Source organism: Mucilaginibacter sp. P4_E8 (genome assembly GCF_056401495.1).
Genome location: NZ_JBFUJG010000044.1, coordinates 22958 through 40120, shown reverse-complemented (window position 1 = coordinate 40120; position 17163 = coordinate 22958). Strand labels below are relative to the sequence as shown.

16 protein-coding genes are annotated in these 17163 nt (G+C 42.2%); 6 read left to right on the top strand and 10 right to left on the bottom strand.

What is annotated here, in order from left to right; genetic code table 11:
- Positions 1 to 204: hypothetical protein (locus AC1DRQ_RS16765; RefSeq protein WP_477425779.1), on the top strand; the 204-nt coding region annotated here is incomplete at its 5' end.
- Positions 205 to 438: 234 nt separating this feature from the next.
- Here the strand turns inward: AC1DRQ_RS16765 and AC1DRQ_RS16760 are convergent.
- Both AC1DRQ_RS16760 and AC1DRQ_RS16755 read right to left on the bottom strand, forming a co-directional pair.
- A complete protein-coding gene (locus tag AC1DRQ_RS16760) occupies positions 439 to 1803 on the bottom strand; it encodes a carboxypeptidase-like regulatory domain-containing protein (protein WP_477425778.1) in 1365 nt (454 codons plus the stop codon).
- On the bottom strand, positions 1793 to 2365 hold the full coding sequence (locus tag AC1DRQ_RS16755) for an RNA polymerase sigma factor (RefSeq protein WP_477425777.1): 573 nt from the start codon (positions 2363 to 2365) through the stop codon (positions 1793 to 1795). Before AC1DRQ_RS16755 ends, AC1DRQ_RS16760 begins: the two co-directional genes overlap by 11 nt.
- 80 nt (positions 2366 to 2445) lie before the next feature.
- On the opposite strand from AC1DRQ_RS16755, the gene AC1DRQ_RS16750 reads away from it, so the two are divergent.
- The 4 genes from AC1DRQ_RS16750 to AC1DRQ_RS16735 all read left to right on the top strand — a co-directional run bounded on the left by AC1DRQ_RS16750 (position 2446) and on the right by AC1DRQ_RS16735 (position 7240).
- A complete protein-coding gene (locus AC1DRQ_RS16750) occupies positions 2446 to 4392 on the top strand; it encodes a vWA domain-containing protein (protein WP_477425776.1) in 1947 nt (648 codons plus the stop codon).
- 381 nt (positions 4393 to 4773) lie between these two features.
- On the top strand, positions 4774 to 5292 hold the full coding sequence (locus AC1DRQ_RS16745; protein WP_429398809.1) for a helix-turn-helix domain-containing protein: 519 nt from the start codon (positions 4774 to 4776) through the stop codon (positions 5290 to 5292).
- A gap of 106 nt (positions 5293 to 5398) precedes the next feature.
- Positions 5399 to 6136 carry a heavy-metal-associated domain-containing protein gene (locus AC1DRQ_RS16740; RefSeq protein WP_477425775.1) on the top strand — a complete coding sequence of 246 codons (738 nt, stop codon included), beginning with the start codon at positions 5399 to 5401 and terminating at the stop codon, positions 6134 to 6136.
- A gap of 216 nt (positions 6137 to 6352) precedes the next feature.
- Positions 6353 to 7240 (top strand): PfkB family carbohydrate kinase, encoded by an 888-nt coding sequence (locus AC1DRQ_RS16735; RefSeq protein WP_477425774.1) that lies wholly within the window; start codon positions 6353 to 6355, stop codon positions 7238 to 7240.
- Between the two features lie 101 nt (positions 7241 to 7341).
- On the opposite strand, the gene AC1DRQ_RS16730 is transcribed toward AC1DRQ_RS16735, so the two are convergent.
- The 8 genes from AC1DRQ_RS16730 to AC1DRQ_RS16695 all read right to left on the bottom strand — a co-directional run bounded on the left by AC1DRQ_RS16730 (position 7342) and on the right by AC1DRQ_RS16695 (position 15740).
- Positions 7342 to 8103 carry an SH3 domain-containing protein gene (locus tag AC1DRQ_RS16730; protein WP_477425773.1) on the bottom strand — a complete coding sequence of 254 codons (762 nt, stop codon included), beginning with the start codon at positions 8101 to 8103 and terminating at the stop codon, positions 7342 to 7344.
- 1 nt (position 8104) lies between these two features.
- Positions 8105 to 9922, bottom strand: coding sequence for a BatD family protein (locus AC1DRQ_RS16725; protein WP_477425772.1), 1818 nt, complete (start codon positions 9920 to 9922; stop codon positions 8105 to 8107).
- 18 nt (positions 9923 to 9940) lie between these two features.
- On the bottom strand, positions 9941 to 10684 hold the full coding sequence (locus AC1DRQ_RS16720; RefSeq protein WP_477425771.1) for a tetratricopeptide repeat protein: 744 nt from the start codon (positions 10682 to 10684) through the stop codon (positions 9941 to 9943).
- Positions 10681 to 11721 (bottom strand): vWA domain-containing protein, encoded by a 1041-nt coding sequence (locus AC1DRQ_RS16715; protein WP_477425770.1) that lies wholly within the window; start codon positions 11719 to 11721, stop codon positions 10681 to 10683. Before AC1DRQ_RS16715 ends, AC1DRQ_RS16720 begins: the two co-directional genes overlap by 4 nt.
- Positions 11722 to 11725: 4 nt before the next feature.
- A complete protein-coding gene (locus AC1DRQ_RS16710; protein ID WP_429398824.1) occupies positions 11726 to 12727 on the bottom strand; it encodes a vWA domain-containing protein in 1002 nt (333 codons plus the stop codon).
- Entirely contained in the window at positions 12724 to 13686 is a 963-nt protein-coding gene (locus AC1DRQ_RS16705) for a hypothetical protein (protein ID WP_477425769.1), read from the bottom strand. The genes AC1DRQ_RS16710 and AC1DRQ_RS16705 overlap by 4 nt, the downstream gene beginning before the upstream one ends.
- 2 nt (positions 13687 to 13688) lie before the next feature.
- On the bottom strand, positions 13689 to 14570 hold the full coding sequence (locus tag AC1DRQ_RS16700) for a DUF58 domain-containing protein (RefSeq protein WP_477425768.1): 882 nt from the start codon (positions 14568 to 14570) through the stop codon (positions 13689 to 13691).
- Positions 14571 to 14684: 114 nt separating this feature from the next.
- The gene (locus tag AC1DRQ_RS16695) at positions 14685 to 15740 is read right to left on the bottom strand and encodes an AAA family ATPase (RefSeq protein WP_429398830.1); all 1056 of its coding nucleotides are present in this window, start codon (positions 15738 to 15740) and stop codon (positions 14685 to 14687) included.
- Between the two features lie 262 nt (positions 15741 to 16002).
- Here AC1DRQ_RS16695 and AC1DRQ_RS16690 point away from each other — a divergent pair, with 262 nt between their 5' ends.
- Positions 16003 to 17046 (top strand): hypothetical protein, encoded by a 1044-nt coding sequence (locus tag AC1DRQ_RS16690; protein ID WP_477425767.1) that lies wholly within the window; start codon positions 16003 to 16005, stop codon positions 17044 to 17046.
- Positions 17047 to 17163 lie beyond the last annotated feature (117 nt).

Here is a 17163-nt window from a genome sequence, read left to right as displayed (position 1 = left end):
GGTGATCACCATCGCGCTTTTTTGTTTGTGCCACTTCTTAAGAGCCCTTTCAGGAAACACAAATCTTATTTCCTTTTCTTCCCGTCAGCAGATAAGCTTCGGATGAAAGCAGACAGAATATGCTGGACTTGTGCGGCTGCAGGGGCATTAGCAATTTTGCCAAAAGCAATGGTTGTGAGCGAACGAAAGTGGCGGCAAAATTAAGCAGCCCGTGGTTCTGGCTGATTTGCGGGGCGAAGGCCTTGTGCGGCAAAGAAGCATTTCTGCTGAAAGCCCTTTGGTTACTTTGTGGCTACAAAGTAACTGGCCCTCCCGCGGCCAAGAGCGGGTCTGCTATAGGCATATTCGCTCGATATAGCATAGAGATAGCTTCGTTCCTCGCAATGACGTGGTGATTGGGCAATGTCTATAATAAGCTTCTACAAGGTAATATTTACCTTATTTTTGCTTTTGAAACTTCACCTTAACCGTAACTTGTTCAGGTTTGCGGTTGTTATTGCCAACCCACGAAGGGCCAGCCTTTATCAGATCGATAGCTTTTTGATCAGCAGTGGCATTCAGGCTCTTTTTAATTTTAAAATCGCTAAGATTACCATCTGTATCAACAGTAAAAGCAACACTTACACTCCCCGTTGTACCATCGGTTAAAAAGGCATTTGTTTGTAAATATTTTTTAAGCGAACTCCATCCATCCTGCGGATGTGCACTTTCAGCGGCGGGTTCATCATTAGCATCTTTTTTAGTCACTACAACTTCACTAAGGGCACCTTTAATCTGATCGAGTTCTACTTTTAAGCTATCACCTCCTTTTGCACTTACCTGCTTGTGCTCATAACCAATAGATGCAATATCCAATGTTTCTTTATTTCCTGACACGGGTAAAGCAAAATACCCGTTGGTATTGGTTACTGTTGATTTATTTGTTCCCTTAATGCGTATAGCGGCGCCGATCACAGGCTGACCATCATCCTTTGAAATAATGATGCCCGAAATATTAGTACCGGCAATGTGTCCGGGGCCAAATTGCGTTTTTGAATCTTTTGATGTAATTACCGTTAAACCCTCTACTTTACCCTGCAACTTTGAGTCGATAGTCGCTGCGGAAGATCTTGCTTTTCCCCTGGCCAATTCGGCCTTTTCCAGACTATCCTGTTTACTTTGCTGATTATAGTTCATGACCACAACCTCGCTTAGTTGTTGCGTATTATCCTTTTTCTCTTCCTGCAGTTTAATTGTTGGCGCGGCCGGAGGCGTTTCATTCGCCGTGTACCCATAGTTTGAATCAGAAGCAACTTTACTATCATTCGCTGATATTTCCTGCTGATATAAGGCCTTATCGCTTAGCTTACCGGCCGGTTTTAATACGGCGGCCGGTTTCGCATTTTGTGTAATTAACGGAGCTTGTGCAACAGAAGCAGCGGGCGCTTTTAAAGTGTCTTTTGATTGTTCAACCTTGGTCTTATCAGGGACGGGCAGCGCAATATTGGCTATTTTCTCTGCCGGAGGTGTTTTTTTAAGCCACAAGCCGCCAATAGTTAATACCACAATAATTGACGCGGCTATTGACAATATCTTCCATGGAATAATGCGAGCTTTTTTTACACTGGTACGCTGTTCCAATCGTTCAGATAGCTCATTAAGATTAGTCTGCTGATCTTTACCGGCAGTTTCATATCCTTCTAACGCGTCCATCAAAAATGGATCGTCAAGGGCCTCGCGTTCAAGCTTATGCATGGCAGTGGCACTAAGCTCCCCGTTATGGTACTTCCTGATCTGCGCTATGTCTACTTTTTTATTGCTCACTGTTCTTCTCCAGGCAAATTTTCAGGTTTCGTTTGCCGTTTTGTATATAACTTTTTACCTCATTTAAACTAAAACCGGTAATATCCGCCACTTCCTTATAGCACTTCTCTTTTAAATAAAACAAATCAATGCTTTGTTTTTGCGCCCCGGTTAGTTTATCAATACAACGCTCCAAAGCGTTATAAGCTTCTTCGCGGTTATTATCATCAGGATGCAAAAGCGGGGTAAATTCCATAACCTCATCCAAAGCAACCGTTTCTAATTTTTTACCGGCCCTTAATTGCATTAAGCAATAATTGCGCCCAAGTACATATAACCAGCTCCTGAATATGCTGATATCATGTTGTTTAACTTTGGTCACCAACTCTTCAAATATCCCCATCACCGCATCCTTTGCCTGTTCCTCATCCTTCAGGTATTTTAAACAAACTCCATACATCAAAGGCATATACCTTTCATACAGCTGCCCTAAAACTGCAACATCACCGCTACTACGATAAATAGATAGCAGTTCATCGTCGGCTGATGGGCTTTGTTTGTTTGGTTTGATAGAATTGGTCATTAAAAAGCGCAAAATAAATTTTTTAAATCGTTTATGGAAATTAACAGTTGCATACATCCTTATTAAAAAACAAAAATGTTATGAAACAGCTATTATTCATTTTGATACTTGCGGGCTTTACAGGGTTTAAGCCAACCAGCAGCCGTCACATCAGCGGAACCGTTTATGATGATACCAGATCGGTATTGCCGGGTGTACAGGTATTAGTAACAGGTACCCGTATTGCCACACAAACAGACACCAAAGGGCACTACGCCATTGACGTACCAGATGGAAAAACCAGTTTAACATTCAGTTTTATTGGCTTTGAGCCTCAAACCATTAAAATAAGTAAAAGCAATACCATAAATATTTACCTCAAAGCATCGTTTAAAACACTTAACGAAGTAGTAGTGACAGGCTATGGAACGCAAAGAAAAGTAAACATTACCGGCAGTGTAGCAACCATCAATCAGGCACCTGCTTCAGCTAATCAAAAGCTGGCTGGCAAGGTAGCGGGTATTATTGTCGGTAAAAATAAAATGTACTCAAATAGCTATATGGTGGTTGATGCAAGAATGATGCCCCCTCCGGCAGAAAACGATGAAAGCTATAAGGGCATCAACGAAAATGGCTTTAAAACTGTCGACAGCGAACCCTTATCTACCTTTTCTGTTGATGTTGACGCAGCATCGTATAGCAATGTAAGGCGCTTTATTAATAGCGGGCAATTGCCGCCTGCCGATGCCGTAAGGATTGAGGAAATGATCAATTACTTTCATTACAACATACCAGGTCCAACCAACAATGAACCGGTAGCTATTAATACCGAACTATCTGCCGCGCCATGGAACAGCAAACACCGCTTACTGCGTATAGGCCTGAAAGCCAAAACCATTGCTACAGATAAACTGCCCGCTTCAAATCTGGTGTTCCTGATTGATGTTTCGGGATCGATGAATGATGCTAACAAATTGCCGCTGGTACAGTCGTCATTAAAAATGCTGGTTAACCAGTTAAGACCTCAGGACAGGGTAGCCATTGTGGTTTACGCCGGAGCAGCCGGCGTAGTATTACCGGCCACCACAGGCGATAAAAAAACCACCATTAACAATGCCATTGATAATTTACAGGCTGGAGGCTCCACAGCCGGAGGAGCTGGAATTAAACTGGCCTATAAAATTGCGCGGGAAAACTTTATGAAAGGTGGCAATAACCGCGTAATACTGGCAACCGACGGTGATTTTAATGTTGGCGCATCCAGCGATGATGATATGGAAAAACTGATTGAAAAAGAACGTGAAAGCGGCATATCGCTATCTGTTTTAGGTTTTGGGATGGGTAATTATAAAGACAGCAAAATGGAAACCTTAGCCGATAAGGGTAATGGTAATTATGCCTACATTGATAATATTACCGAAGCCCGCAAAACCCTGATCAGCGAATTTGGAGGCACCTTATTTACCATTGCCAAAGATGTAAAGCTGCAAGTAGAATTTAACCCGGCCAAAGTACAGGCCTACCGCCTGCTGGGTTATGAGAACCGCGCTTTAAACAAAGAGGATTTTAACAATGATAAAAAAGATGCCGGCGATATGGGTTCTGGTCACACAGTAACCGCGTTTTATGAAATAGTGCCAGCCGGAATTAAGGATGATTATTCGGGCAGTGTTGATCCGTTGAAGTATCAAAAACCAAAACCTGTTACTTATGTAACCACTACCGACGAAATGCTGACCATTAAATTCAGGTACAAACAACCAACTTCATCAGTTAGTAAAGTGAGCCAGGTTATCGTTAAAGATACTCCGATAGCGTTAAAAGCAACATCAATTGATTTTAGGTTCGCGGCCGCTGTTGCTGAGTTTGGTATGGTGTTACGTGATTCGCAGTTTAAACAACATTCAAGCTATGACCAGGCCATACAAATGGCCCGCGCCGCAAAAGGAGAGGACACCGAGGGTTACCGCGCCGAATTTATAAAACTGGCAGAAAGTGCCAAACTACTAAGTCCGGGCAAAGTACTGGCATCTGACGAAGAAAATTAATGTGTTTATCGATTAGAATTTTCAATGAGTAAAAAAATAGATGTCATTTCGAACGTAGAGAGAAATCTTATACTACTTGCATTATTCGCCCTTTGTACATTTTATAAGATTTCTCCTCGTTCCTCATTCGAAATGACATTCAAGATTTGTTTTTAATTAAAGGTACTCGGGAGCATTTATCGTTAAACACATTAAAACTACTGCAGAACCAGGTATACAGGATCAATAAGGGGAATGTGGCTGATTTGTATCACCTGCCTGTAAAACAAGGCCTCTGCTTATGCAGGGGCTTTTGTTGTACCATAAGTTTATCCGTAATTTGCACCACATTTATAATCTGTGAAACTCTACGTTAAAAATATGGTATGCAACCGCTGTAAAATGGCGGTAAAAACCGAACTGGAAAAAGCCGGTGTCGAGCCACTGAGTGTAGAACTTGGTGAGATAACCCTTAACGAAAATCCAACAGGAAAGCAACTCGATGGATTGGGAAAAGCATTGAACGCTTTAGGATTTGAAATTATTGACAACCAGAAAAGCCGCCTCATAGAGCAGATCAAAACACAGATCATTAAGCTGGTGCATTATACCGATACGTCAACTCCATTAAAACTCTCAGCCATATTAACAGATCAGTTGCACCACGATTACAGCTACCTGAGCAATTTATTTTCGGCGGTGGAGGGCACTACTATTGAAAAATACTACATCGCCCAAAAAATTGAACGGGTAAAAGAGCTGCTGGTTTATAACGAGCTCAATCTGTCAGAAATAGCCAACCTGATGGGGTATAGCAGCGTGGCTCACCTTTCGGCACAATTTAAGCAGGTAACCGGCATGACACCATCAAAGTTTAAAAGCCTGCAGATACATCACCGTCAAAATCTCGACGATGTGTAAACTATCTCTTAACGAAGTGAAATCTTATAAAATTCATCTATAATTCTGTAAAGTCTGCGGGAGCTTTGGCTGATAAATTTGTGTTATCAATTTAATTACAAAAATCATGACACATACTTATCAAATAACCGGCATGACCTGCAGCGGCTGTCAGCATAAAGTTCAAACCTTGCTTTCGCAGGTAAAAGACGTGCAGAACGTAGATATTTCACTTGCCGAGGGCACAGCCGATATTACCATGGGCCGGCATGTCCCTACATCAGTATTACAGGATGCTTTAAAAGATTTTCCTAAATATCAGCTAAGCGAGGCTGCGCATAATCACATGGCCGGTATGGAAATGGATGATACCGAAAGCAGATCATGGCTCGCCACCTACAAACCCATATTGCTCATATTTGGCTATATTTTAGCCACAGCGCTTATTGCTGGTTACACCGCGCATGGTTTTATGACCATGACCGCCATGCGTATATTCATGAGCGGCTTTTTCCTGGTGTTCTCCTTTTTTAAATTACTTAACCTGCAGGGTTTTGCGGATAGCTACTCCATGTATGATATTATAGCCAAACGCTTCCGGGCCTGGGGTTACATATATGCTTTTGTTGAACTGGGTTTAGGCCTAGCTTTCGCACTGAATATTCAACCTGTTATAGTAAACGCGATCACCTTTATAGTAATGAGCGTGAGCCTGATAGGTGTGCTGCAAAGCGTGCTGAACAAAAGAAAGATACAATGTGCATGTCTCGGCGCTGTTTTTAATTTACCCATGAGCACAGTCACCATTGTGGAAGACGCTTTGATGATTGTGATGAGCGCAGTAACATTATTTAGTGTTTTTTAAGCCATACATTCAAAAGCAAAGGTCTTCCCATCATATCGGCCTTTGCTTTTGAATAATGTAACACACTGCCAGGAGTAACTATAGTTTTACTTACTTAAATGTCATTTATTTTACATGTTAATGTACCGATACGTTAAAAACCATCTTATTCCCTACATTTGCGGTTTGCCCAAAATATAAACGTACGGAGGGCAATTTATCATAAACAGAAACTTCATGTACGATATTTGTTGCATAGGGCATATTACGTTAGATAAGGTGGTTACACCAAGGGCGGTGGCACACATGGCCGGTGGCACATCATTTTACTTTTCAAGCGCCATCCGCAATATGGATGTGAGCTATACACTGGTAACTTCGCTTGCCGAAAGCGAAATGCATACTGTTGAAACCCTGCGCGCAAAAGGCACCGAGGTACATGCTTCTACCTGTGCGCATACTGTATATTTCGAAAACATTTATTCAGGTAATCAGGATCATCGTACCCAAAGGGTATTACAAAAGGCCGATCCTTTTACTATTGAGCAATTGAATGGTATCAATGCCAGTATATTCCATTTAGGTCCGCTGCTTGCTGATGACATTCCGGTTAATCTGATCAAAGAACTAAGCAGCCGGGGCAGGGTATCGTTAGATGCACAAGGTTATTTACGCAAGGTTGAAGACAAAAATGTAATTGCTGTTGACTGGCCGGCCAAAAAAGAAGCTTTGCAATACATTGATATTTTAAAGGTGAATGAGCACGAGCTGGAAGCGCTTACCGGGCTTACAGACATCAAGAAAGGCGCTGAAGTATTGGCCGATTGGGGTGTTAAAGAAGTGGTAGTTACCCTGGGCAGCATGGGTTCTGTAATTTATGCTGATGGTATTTTTTATAACGTACCCGCCTACATACCAACTGCTGTTGTTGATGCTACCGGATGCGGCGATACCTACATGGCTGGCTATTTATACCAGCGCACCAAAGGCGCTTTGTTCCAGGAGGCCGGAGAGTTTGCCGCGGCTATGGCCAGCTTTAAAATAGAATCATCAGGGCCGTTTACCGGCAGTAAAGAGGATGTAATGAATTTGCTGGAAATTGGGCAAAAGACCTTTAGTTACTAAATTATAATTTGTCATCCTGAGCGACAGCGAAGGATCTATTATTGAACATGCCTATCGTAGAATAGATGCTTCACGTTGTTCAGCATGACAAAATAGTTTACTTATATTTCTTTCACATCAGTAGCACTTATCCAGCCTTCGTTACCGTTGGATAGTCTTATTTTCACCCAGTCGTTACTGTGCTGTAAAATATCAACTTTGGTTCCGTCATGCAGCACAAACAGGTTCTTTGAAGTATTACTCGGTGCACTTTTTATGGTTACCGAACTGCTAAAAACAATGGCCTGCCGATGGCTTTCAAAATAGTCGGCTTGCCTTGCGGCCACAAAAATGGTAGCCAAACCAAAGAACAATAGCAAGATAGCGGTATAAAAAGAGATCTTTTTCACGCTGACCGAATTGGTAAACCTGTAAAGGATAAAAACGAGCGAACCAGCCAGAAAGAACAACACGCTCAGCACCGCCAATGTACTTAGCGAGGCTCCTAAAATAAAGGCATGCCACCATTTGCTTATAAAAAACTCCGGGGCTTCATCCAGCTTATCGCTGGTTTTTAAGTTGGCCAGCTGGATATTGACACGGATATCCTCATCGCCCGGCGAAAGCTTATGCGCCTTTTCATAATACAACAATGCCGGTGCGATATCATCTGTTTTATAATAGGCATTACCCAAATTAAAATAAACCGCCGTTGACTGATAACCACCATCCACTAACTTTTGGTACGATGTTATGGCCTCTTTATACTGGGCTTTGGCATATTGTTCGTTTCCCTTTTTAAACAGCGCAGCTACGTCATCATTACTAAAAGCTAATAATGGCGATACGATGAGCAATAACAGGTATATGATGCGTTTGATCATGTTATATTTTATTTTCAATGTCATTGATCATATTTTTTGCTTTGTCAAACATTTGCTGCTCAGATATCCCCGATACCGGTGCATAACGGGCCATATCGCACAGATCAAGCGTATCCAGCAGTTCATTGATCAGCCCTTCATCGAGCGCCTGGGTTTTCAGTTCGGTAGCTATCCTTTCACGGTTCAAATCAGCCGCGGCAATATTCAGCTTATCGCTTAAATAACCATATAAACCCCTAAACACATTTTCATAAAATGCTTTTGAATTATTGGCCGATAGCTGCGCCTGCGCGCTGGCCAAATGTTTGGCTGCTATTTTACCAGCCTTTCGGCTTTTTACTTTAACAATATCGCTATTATTCTTTTCGTCCCATTTACCATAGGCCAAAGCTCCTAAAAACAAAAGCGGCCCAAAGGCAAGCAGGCTATAATATAAACCCGAGCCATAAAACCCTTCGCCTTTTTTGATGATATCATCACCGTCAGTTTTAATATAGCGAATATCCTTGTTCAGCATTTTAACATCCTGCTTATCAGCACCCGAATAGGCGGTAACATTACTTTCAGACAACCCTTTATTTACTTTTATAGCAAACGCCTTTGTTGGCAGCGTTACATATTTGCCGGTTGAAGGATCAAAATAAGAGAATTTTACAGGGTCAATATTGAAATTCCCTTCATGTCTCGGTATCAGCAGATAAGTATACACACGGCTGCCTGATACTCCGCTTTCTTTTTCGGCAATGGTATCAACCGTTTTAGGGTCATATTTTTCGAAATCGGCCGGAAACTCCGGACTTAATGGTTTCAATAGTTTAAGGTTCCCTGTTCCCGAAATTCTTATTTTATAGTTGAGGGGCTCATTGGCTTTAAGCTCCTTTTTATCTATACCGGTACTGATAGAAAAGCGACCAACGGCACCGCCAAAGCCATCGGGCTTACCCTGAGGCAGGGGCTTAACGTGTACAACTACCGGGGCGCTTTTTATTTTGTATTTAACATCATTGTACGAATCAAAAAACTGATCGAACGGATCGCGGGATGCTGCCGATTCCCTTACCACAAAAAACATGGACATGCCATCAATAGTAATGTCGCCTTCATGCTCCGGAAAAAGGATACTTTGCTTCATATCGGCAACATTATACTTTACGCCTTTGTAAGTCTCGGTACGCCAGTGTACATTTTGATCGGGGTTTTTAATATCCTGACTGTAAAATCCATTCAGATCTGGCAATTTCTCAGGCTCGCTGCCAACAAGGGGTACCCTGGTGTATAACCTGTAAGTTAAGGTTATTTGTTCGCCCAGGTAAACACGGCTTTTATCAACCACCGCCTTAATGAACAATGATTTGGCGATATCAGTCCCTGGCTGGTGCATGGTTACGCCATTATTAGGACCATTTTGACTTTGCGCGGCCGCGTTATTGTTTTGCTGAACAGCCTGCCCTTTAACCGCTTTAATTTTTATGGGATTGGTGCTCAGCTTTTTGCCGTTTACCACTATAGTTGCAGGCCCAATGGTATAGGTACCTTCTTTTACCGCAATCAGATCATAACTATAAGCCATGCTCGACGATGCATTACCATTGATAACCGACATGCTGGTAGACACATTAGGACCGGATACGACCAGGAAACCATTGAACGAAGGGGGAGTAAAGCGGTCGCCATTAGCATTTACAGTAAAAGTAACCTCAAACTGCTCCGTGGTACCCACCTCAGTTTTACTAACCGATGCGGTGAATTTTATATCGGCAGCAAAAAGCAAACTTACCTGAAGCAGTAACAGCAATAGTATGGAATATTTTTTTTTCATTGTTTACAACACTAACGCTTACCAGTCTTTTGTAATATTCACCTTAGCCCCTTTTAACTTTTTGTTTTTCAGCTTATCCTGCGTTTGTTTTTCATCGTTATTCAGGGCTTCCAGCATCCGTTCCGCATCTTCTTTGGATACATTATTTGGCTGTGGCTGCTCACCATTTTGCTGGTCTTTTTTATCCTGATCTTTATTCTTGTCGTCCTGGTTCTTTTTGTCTTTGTCCTGATCCTTCTTGTCTTTATCTTTATTTTTATCGTCCTGGTTCTTCTTATCCTTCTTGTTCTTATCTTTATTCTTATCGTCCTTATTCTTTTTGTCCTGTTGCTTTTGTTGCTGTAGCTTTTTTTGAGCATAGGCCAGGTTGTACCTGGTTTCATCATCCTGCGGATTGTTCAGTAGTGATTTTTTGTAGGCGGCAATGCTTTCCTCCAGTTTTTTGGAGTCGAGCAGGGAGTTACCTAAATTATGGTATGCTTTGGCCAACACTTCTTTATTGTTTGATGAGGATGCAATTTTATTGAATTGCGCACCGGCCTCGGCATATTTCTTTTGCTTGTACAGGGCGTCGCCCAGGTTAAAGTTACCTTCAACCGTTTTGTCTTTTTTACCAACTGATAGCCTATAGCTGCTTTCGGCATCTTTATAATTTTGCTGCTGGTATAGCTCATTACCCTTTTTGATGAACTTTTTTTCTTGCTGGGCAAAAAGGAAAGAAGCTTGCAGTACTAATAATACAACTATGATAAATTGCTTCATGGCTTTTTTACTTCAAATAATTTCAACCCGCTCAAGCGCATATTTTTGCGGTTCGAGATAAAAAACTCTATCATCAATAACACCAGCGTAATGGCCACAAAAAACTGGAAACGATCTTCAAAATCCTTATAAGTTTTGCTATCGTACATTTTACGCTGTACTTTACCTATCTGGTCCATCACAATGCTTAACCCGCTGTTGGAATTGTTGGCTCTTACATAAACGCCATTACCCGCCGCTGCAATATCCTTGCACATATCCTCATTTAACTTACTTACAACGGGTTTACCCGCGCTGTCGGTATGGAAACCTGCGGGTTGCCCGTCCTTGTAAATGGGTATAGGTGCACCTTCAGCAGAACCAACACCTACTACATTGATGGCGACGTCCTTGTTTTTAGCCTGTGTAGCTGCCTCAACCGCGTTATCCTCATGATTTTCACCATCGGTTATAAGGATCATAGCCTTACCGGTCCCGTTCTTAAAATCAAACGATTTCATACCCAGGTCTATTGCCGCACCAATAGCTGTACCTTGCGTAGGCACCATATTGGTATTGATGGTATTTAAAAACAGCTTAGCTGCGGAGTAATCAGTAGTAACCGGCAATTGTACATAGGCCTGACCTGCAAAAACAATGATACCTATCCGGTCGTCATGCATTTTATCAATCAACTGCGCAATGGCTTGCTTGGCATTCTCCAGGCGGTTTGGGGCCAGGTCCTGTGCAAGCATACTGTTTGATACATCCAGCAGGATCATCAGATCGGCGCCCTTGCGTTTTACTTCCTCGGTTTTGGAACCCATCTGCGGATCGGCCATGGCTACTATTAAACTGGCATACGCTACCAGGAAAAAGATGAACTTAAGCCATGGTCTTGAAAAAGAAACCTGGGGCATCATCAGTTTCACTACATTTTTATCCCCCAGGGAGGCAACAGCCTTCTTTTTCCAGCGGCTTACCACTAAAAACAGCAGGATAAAAACCGGAATTACCAGCAGTCCCCATAAAATATCTATATGTGCAAAACGTAGCATTTTATTAAGTTAAGGCCCCTTTAAACAGGGTGTTTTTTAATAAAAATTCAAGTGATAACAATACCAGGGCTATAATGGTCCATGGCAAAAACATTTCTGTTTTTTTGCGGTACTGGGTTACATCAATTTTAGCTTTTTCCAGTTTATCTATCTGGGTATAAATTTCTTTCAGCGTTTCGTTATTGGTGGCCCTGAAATATTTACCCCCCGTTATGCTGGCAATTTTTGATAGTGTACCCTCGTCAATATCAACCTTCATGCGCTGGTATTGAACCCCAAAAGGCGTTTGAACCGGATACGGCGCATAACCGTTAGTACCAAGCCCTACCGTATACACCCTTACATTAAATTGTTTGGCAATCTCAGCAGCGGTAATGGGTGGTACTGATCCGGCATTGTTTGAACCATCAGTAAGCAAAATGATCACTTTGCTTTTTGCTTCGCTGCCCCGCAGGCGGTTCACCGCGGTTGCCAGGCCCATGCCAATAGCGGTACCATCCTCAATCATCCCGTTTTTGATATCAGCATACATGTTAATCAGTACATCATGATCAATAGTTAGCGGACATTGCGTAAAGCTTTCACCGCTGAATACGACCAGGCCAATCCGGTCGTTGGGGCGGTTTTTTATGAAGTCAATAGCGATGTTCTTGCCGGCTTCCAACCGGTTGGGTTTAAAATCCTCCGCCAGCATACTGCCTGATATATCTGAGGCTATCATAATATCAATACCCTCGGTAGTGCTGTCTTGCCAGCTTAATGACGATTGCGGCCTGGCCAGCGCAACTATTAACGCAATCAGGGCCAATGATCGCAATACAATACCCGAGTGCCTGTAAGGGGCTATATTGCTTTTTTTAATAGTGAAACCCTTAAGCGTAGGCACACTTAAATTCCCTTGCAGCTGGCGCTGTTTCCATATATACCAGCTCACCATTAAGGGTATGATGATCAGTAACCAGAAAAATCCGGGATGGGCAAATTCGATTCCGTTTAACCAGCTCATTTCTTATCCTCTTCCTTTACAACGGGTGCTTGAATCACTTGCTTGGTGTTGTTTACAAAAGCCACAGCATTATCCAGACTTTGCTCATTTTCATAAGGCAACGGTTTTTCCTTGGCAAACTTCACCAAATCGGCCAGGATCAGCATCTGGCGCAGCATGTTTCTGTTCTCCTCGGTAATATCCATGTACCGCAGACTGGCAAAAATCTCATCAGATGTTTGTTCCTGTGCCTGTATGGTGTAGCGGATCTCTAAGTATTCGCGTATCACATCACTTAATTCCGTATGATATTGTTTTACCTGTTCCTGCTGCCATAGTTTTTTATCGCGCAGTTCGGTTAGTTTTTGTAACGCAGTAATGTAGGCTGGTATAACAGGTTTGGGAGCTTCTACAATAACTTCTTTTTTAGGTCTTTTCCGTAAATAATAAATAACGGCGCCAATCACCAGTAAAACAGCTAAAACTATAAGCACCAATTGCCAGTTATCGCGCAGCCAGTCCCACAAAGAATATTTTATGGCAAGCGGCTGCTTAATATCATAAATAGCTTTGGTGGTATCAACCGCTACCGGCGATACCTGCAGCCTTAATGCCTCAGTTTTAGAATCGCCGCCCGTTGCGTGGAACGCGTATGATGGGATCACATAATCGCCGCTATCAAACGAAGTGATGGTATAACTCCTTCTGATGGTTTCCATACTTACATCCTCTTTATCAAATGTAGTATCGGCCTTAACGCTTACAATTTGAACTTTACCGCTGATGGTATCCGTTAACACCGGGAAATCAACCTTATCCTTTACGTGGAATTTAACGCTCAAATGAAATTGGGTTTGCTCACCTATCAGTATCACTGCCCTGTCGAGCTTGGCCTCGGCTCTGATGCTTTGCGCGCCGGCCTTATAAAAAGAACCCATTAGTACTATACACAGGATCAGGATGTAATTAAAACTCCGCATAATCATCTTCTGCCTTCCCGCTTTTTAAATAATGTCATTAATGGCTTTACGTATGATTCATGTGTACCCACGCTGGTAAAATCAACACCCGATCTGCGGAAGGTTTCTTTCAGCAAGCCGTTCCTTCTCAATCCTTCTGCTTTAAAGGCATTACGCACGGCCTGGTCGGCAGTGTTAATCCATAACAGTTCCCCGGTTTCTTCATCCTTCATTGGGATCAGGCCCAGGTTCGGGAACTCTTCTTCATGTTTATCATACAGCCTTAAAGCAATAATATCATGCTTTTTATTGGCGATCTTTAATTCATCATCAAAACCGGGGCTTATAAAATCGGAGAGAATAAAAGCCGTGCATTTTTTCTTGATAACCCTTGTAAAATATTTCAAGGCTTCGGCAACATTGGTGCCCTTACTCTCTGGTTTAAAGTCTATCAGTTCCCTGATGATCATCAGTATATGGGTACGGCCCTTTTTAGGCGGAATAAATTTCTCGATCTTGTCGCTAAAGAAGATCACCCCCACCTTATCGTTATTCTGTATGGCCGAAAATGCCAGCACTGCGCAAAGCTCGGTAGCCAGGTCTTGCTTTTGCTGGTTTTGGGTACCAAAATTTTCAGAGCCGCTCACGTCCATGAGCAGCATTACGGTAAGTTCACGTTCCTCGTCAAATACTTTAACGTAAGGGTGATTAAAGCGGGCGGTAACATTCCAGTCAATAGTTCGTATCTCATCACCCAACTGGTATTCACGCACCTCGCTAAAAGCCATACCTCGGCCTTTGAAAGCCGAATGATATTCGCCCGAGAATAAGTGGTTACTTAACCCCCGGGTTTTGATCTCGATCTTCCTTACTTTTTTAAGCAGTTCTTTGGTATCCTTAGCCATATTGAGCCCCCTCTAAATCCCCCCCTGAAGGGTGAGACTTTTGATCAGCATTTTTAATAATTAGGTGTAATTCCTTTTAAAGCCCTCTCCCTTTAGGGGAGGGTTTGGGTGAGGCTACGGCACCTCTACCGCGTTTAAAATCCCTGTGATTATATTTTCGCTGGTAATGTTCTCTGCCTCGGCCTCGTAACTTAAACCTATACGGTGACGCAACACATCATGGCAGATGGCACGCACATCCTCAGGGATCACATATCCCCTGCGTTTAATAAAGGCGTAAGCTTTGGCAGCCAGCGCCAGGTTAATGCTCGCCCTTGGCGACGCGCCAAAGGTGATCAGATTTTTATAATGAGCCAGCTTAAACTGTTCAGGGTAACGGGTAGCGAAAACAATGTCAATAATATACTGCTCAATTTTTTCGTCCATGTATACTTCCCTTACAATTTTACGGGCACGTACAATTTCTTCGGGTTTAATGATGGCCGTAGGTTTAGGCATACCATTAGGTAATATATTGGCACGGATAATTCTTTTTTCTTCTTCCTTATCCGGGTAATTGATAACTACCTTCAGCATAAAACGGTCAACCTGTGCTTCGGGCAATGGGTATGTACCTTCCTGCTCTATGGGGTTTTGCGTAGCCAGTACCAGGAAAGGGTTAGGCAGTGGGAAAGTATTATCGCCAATGGTAACCTGACGTTCCTGCATAGCCTCCAATAGCGCGCTTTGCACTTTGGCGGGGGCGCGGTTTATTTCATCGGCCAGGATAAAGTTAGAGAACAACGGTCCTTTACGAACAATGAACTCTTCCTTTTTTTGATTATAGATCATGGTACCCAGCAAATCGGCTGGTAAAAGATCGGGGGTGAACTGGATACGGCTGTAATCGGCCTGTATGGCTTTTGCCAGCGTGTTGATGGCCAGCGTTTTTGCCAACCCGGGAACACCTTCTAAAAGGATATGGCCATCGGCCAATAAACCGATCAGCAATCGTTCTACCATATATTTTTGTCCGATAATCACTTTATCCATCTCCATTTTAAGCAGATCGATAAATGCACTTTCTTTTTGTATCATTTCATTCAGTGCCCTGATATCGGTTGAATACGATAAGTTACCAGGAATTGTGCCTGATGAAACGTTTTCGGTATTACTTTTTAATTCTTCCATGCAATCTTTTTAATTCGGTAGGCAAACTTAAACACACAATCATTTTTTCGCCAAAAAAAAACGGTGCTTAAATGTTAAATTTTGTTAAATTTTCATCTGCGGCCATAAATATATATGTTATAGCAGGCATTAAAGCTTAATTCTGGCTTAAATGTTAAAACTAAACGCATATAGTTTGACGATCAATATATTGTGCATCACATTATATCTTAATGAATATGATTTATAAGCTATATTTATACTGTGTATTAACCCCTGCCTTATGTATAAAAACTATTACTGGTATGTACTGCTGATAGCGGTAACTACATGCACTTCGATCGGCGTAAGCGCTCAAAGCTCCTTTAAACCCATTTCTTTACCACCCAATATTAATAGTGTAAATGAGGAGTACTCAGGCATAACCATGTATAATAACCGGCTTTATCTTGAACCGCAATATGGCAGTCGCAAAGAAACAAAACTTGACGGCGACTTTTTTATATATAGCATATTGGCCGACAGCATAGGCAGGGTTATAGATAGCAAAGACACCTCGCTAACCAGCTACAGAACCATCAGCGTTAAAAACCTGAATAAACTGCCCGATTCAGTAAAAACCTGGTACGAGGGATTCGAAGCTATAGCCATATTCAATAATACTGCCTACTTGTCCATAGAAACCAATGATTCCTCCAACTACTGCTTTTTGTTGAAAGGAAAGCTTGATACGGCTAAAAATATACTGACAATTGACCCGCTGAATTTTATAACGCTTAAAAGACCGGTTCATATTGAAAATGCCGGATTTGAAAGCATGACCTGGCTGCCAAAAGAAAAAAAACTTTTGGCATATTACGAGTTTAACGGAGCTCCTAAAGGTGGCAGCGGGTATTTAATTGATACTGCTTTTAAAAAGGTTGAACAAATAAAAACGCCATCGCTTTATTTTCGGATAACAGATATTGCCACAACCAGCGATGATAAAATTTATGGTGTCAATTACTTTTGGAACGGCGACTATAATGCCTACCTGAACAACGATATCATAAAGAACCAGGAAGAAAAAATTAAAAAAACCATCCCTGATCTGAAAGACAGCCTGACCAACAACCCCGACTATTTAAAAGCAAAAACCACCAGCTATGGCCGTATTGTAATGCTCGATAACCGTAAGGATACTAACTGGAAACAGGTTACATCAGCCTTCCCGGGACCAAAAAATAATTGGGAAGGTATAACGCTTTACAGAAAAGGCGCTTTGATCATTACAGATGCCAACAGGAGCAGCAGGCAGTTAAGTACGTTTGGATATATTGCTTTTTGAGTAATGATGAGGGTGATTACATTTTTTACCTGGTCATCCTGAGCGTAGCGAAGGATCTATTCGCAGACATGCATATTGAAGAGTAGGTTCTTCGCTATGCTCAGAATGACAAATTAT

Coding starts and splice junctions, on each gene's coding strand:
- AC1DRQ_RS16735 (WP_477425774.1), top strand. CDS start 6,353: ATGTACGATATTTGTTGCATAGGGCATATTACGTTAGATAAGGTGGTT.
- AC1DRQ_RS16715 (WP_477425770.1), bottom strand. CDS start 11,721: ATGCTACGTTTTGCACATATAGATATTTTATGGGGACTGCTGGTAATT.
- AC1DRQ_RS16730 (WP_477425773.1), bottom strand. CDS start 8,103: ATGATCAAACGCATCATATACCTGTTATTGCTCATCGTATCGCCATTA.
- AC1DRQ_RS16740 (WP_477425775.1), top strand. CDS start 5,399: ATGACACATACTTATCAAATAACCGGCATGACCTGCAGCGGCTGTCAG.
- AC1DRQ_RS16755 (WP_477425777.1), bottom strand. CDS start 2,365: ATGACCAATTCTATCAAACCAAACAAACAAAGCCCATCAGCCGACGAT.
- AC1DRQ_RS16705 (WP_477425769.1), bottom strand. CDS start 13,686: ATGCGGAGTTTTAATTACATCCTGATCCTGTGTATAGTACTAATGGGT.
- AC1DRQ_RS16745 (WP_429398809.1), top strand. CDS start 4,774: ATGGCGGTAAAAACCGAACTGGAAAAAGCCGGTGTCGAGCCACTGAGT.
- AC1DRQ_RS16690 (WP_477425767.1), top strand. CDS start 16,003: ATGTATAAAAACTATTACTGGTATGTACTGCTGATAGCGGTAACTACA.
- AC1DRQ_RS16700 (WP_477425768.1), bottom strand. CDS start 14,570: ATGGCTAAGGATACCAAAGAACTGCTTAAAAAAGTAAGGAAGATCGAG.
- AC1DRQ_RS16695 (WP_429398830.1), bottom strand. CDS start 15,740: ATGGAAGAATTAAAAAGTAATACCGAAAACGTTTCATCAGGCACAATT.
- AC1DRQ_RS16725 (WP_477425772.1), bottom strand. CDS start 9,922: ATGAAAAAAAAATATTCCATACTATTGCTGTTACTGCTTCAGGTAAGT.
- AC1DRQ_RS16720 (WP_477425771.1), bottom strand. CDS start 10,684: ATGAAGCAATTTATCATAGTTGTATTATTAGTACTGCAAGCTTCTTTC.
- AC1DRQ_RS16710 (WP_429398824.1), bottom strand. CDS start 12,727: ATGAGCTGGTTAAACGGAATCGAATTTGCCCATCCCGGATTTTTCTGG.
- AC1DRQ_RS16750 (WP_477425776.1), top strand. CDS start 2,446: ATGAAACAGCTATTATTCATTTTGATACTTGCGGGCTTTACAGGGTTT.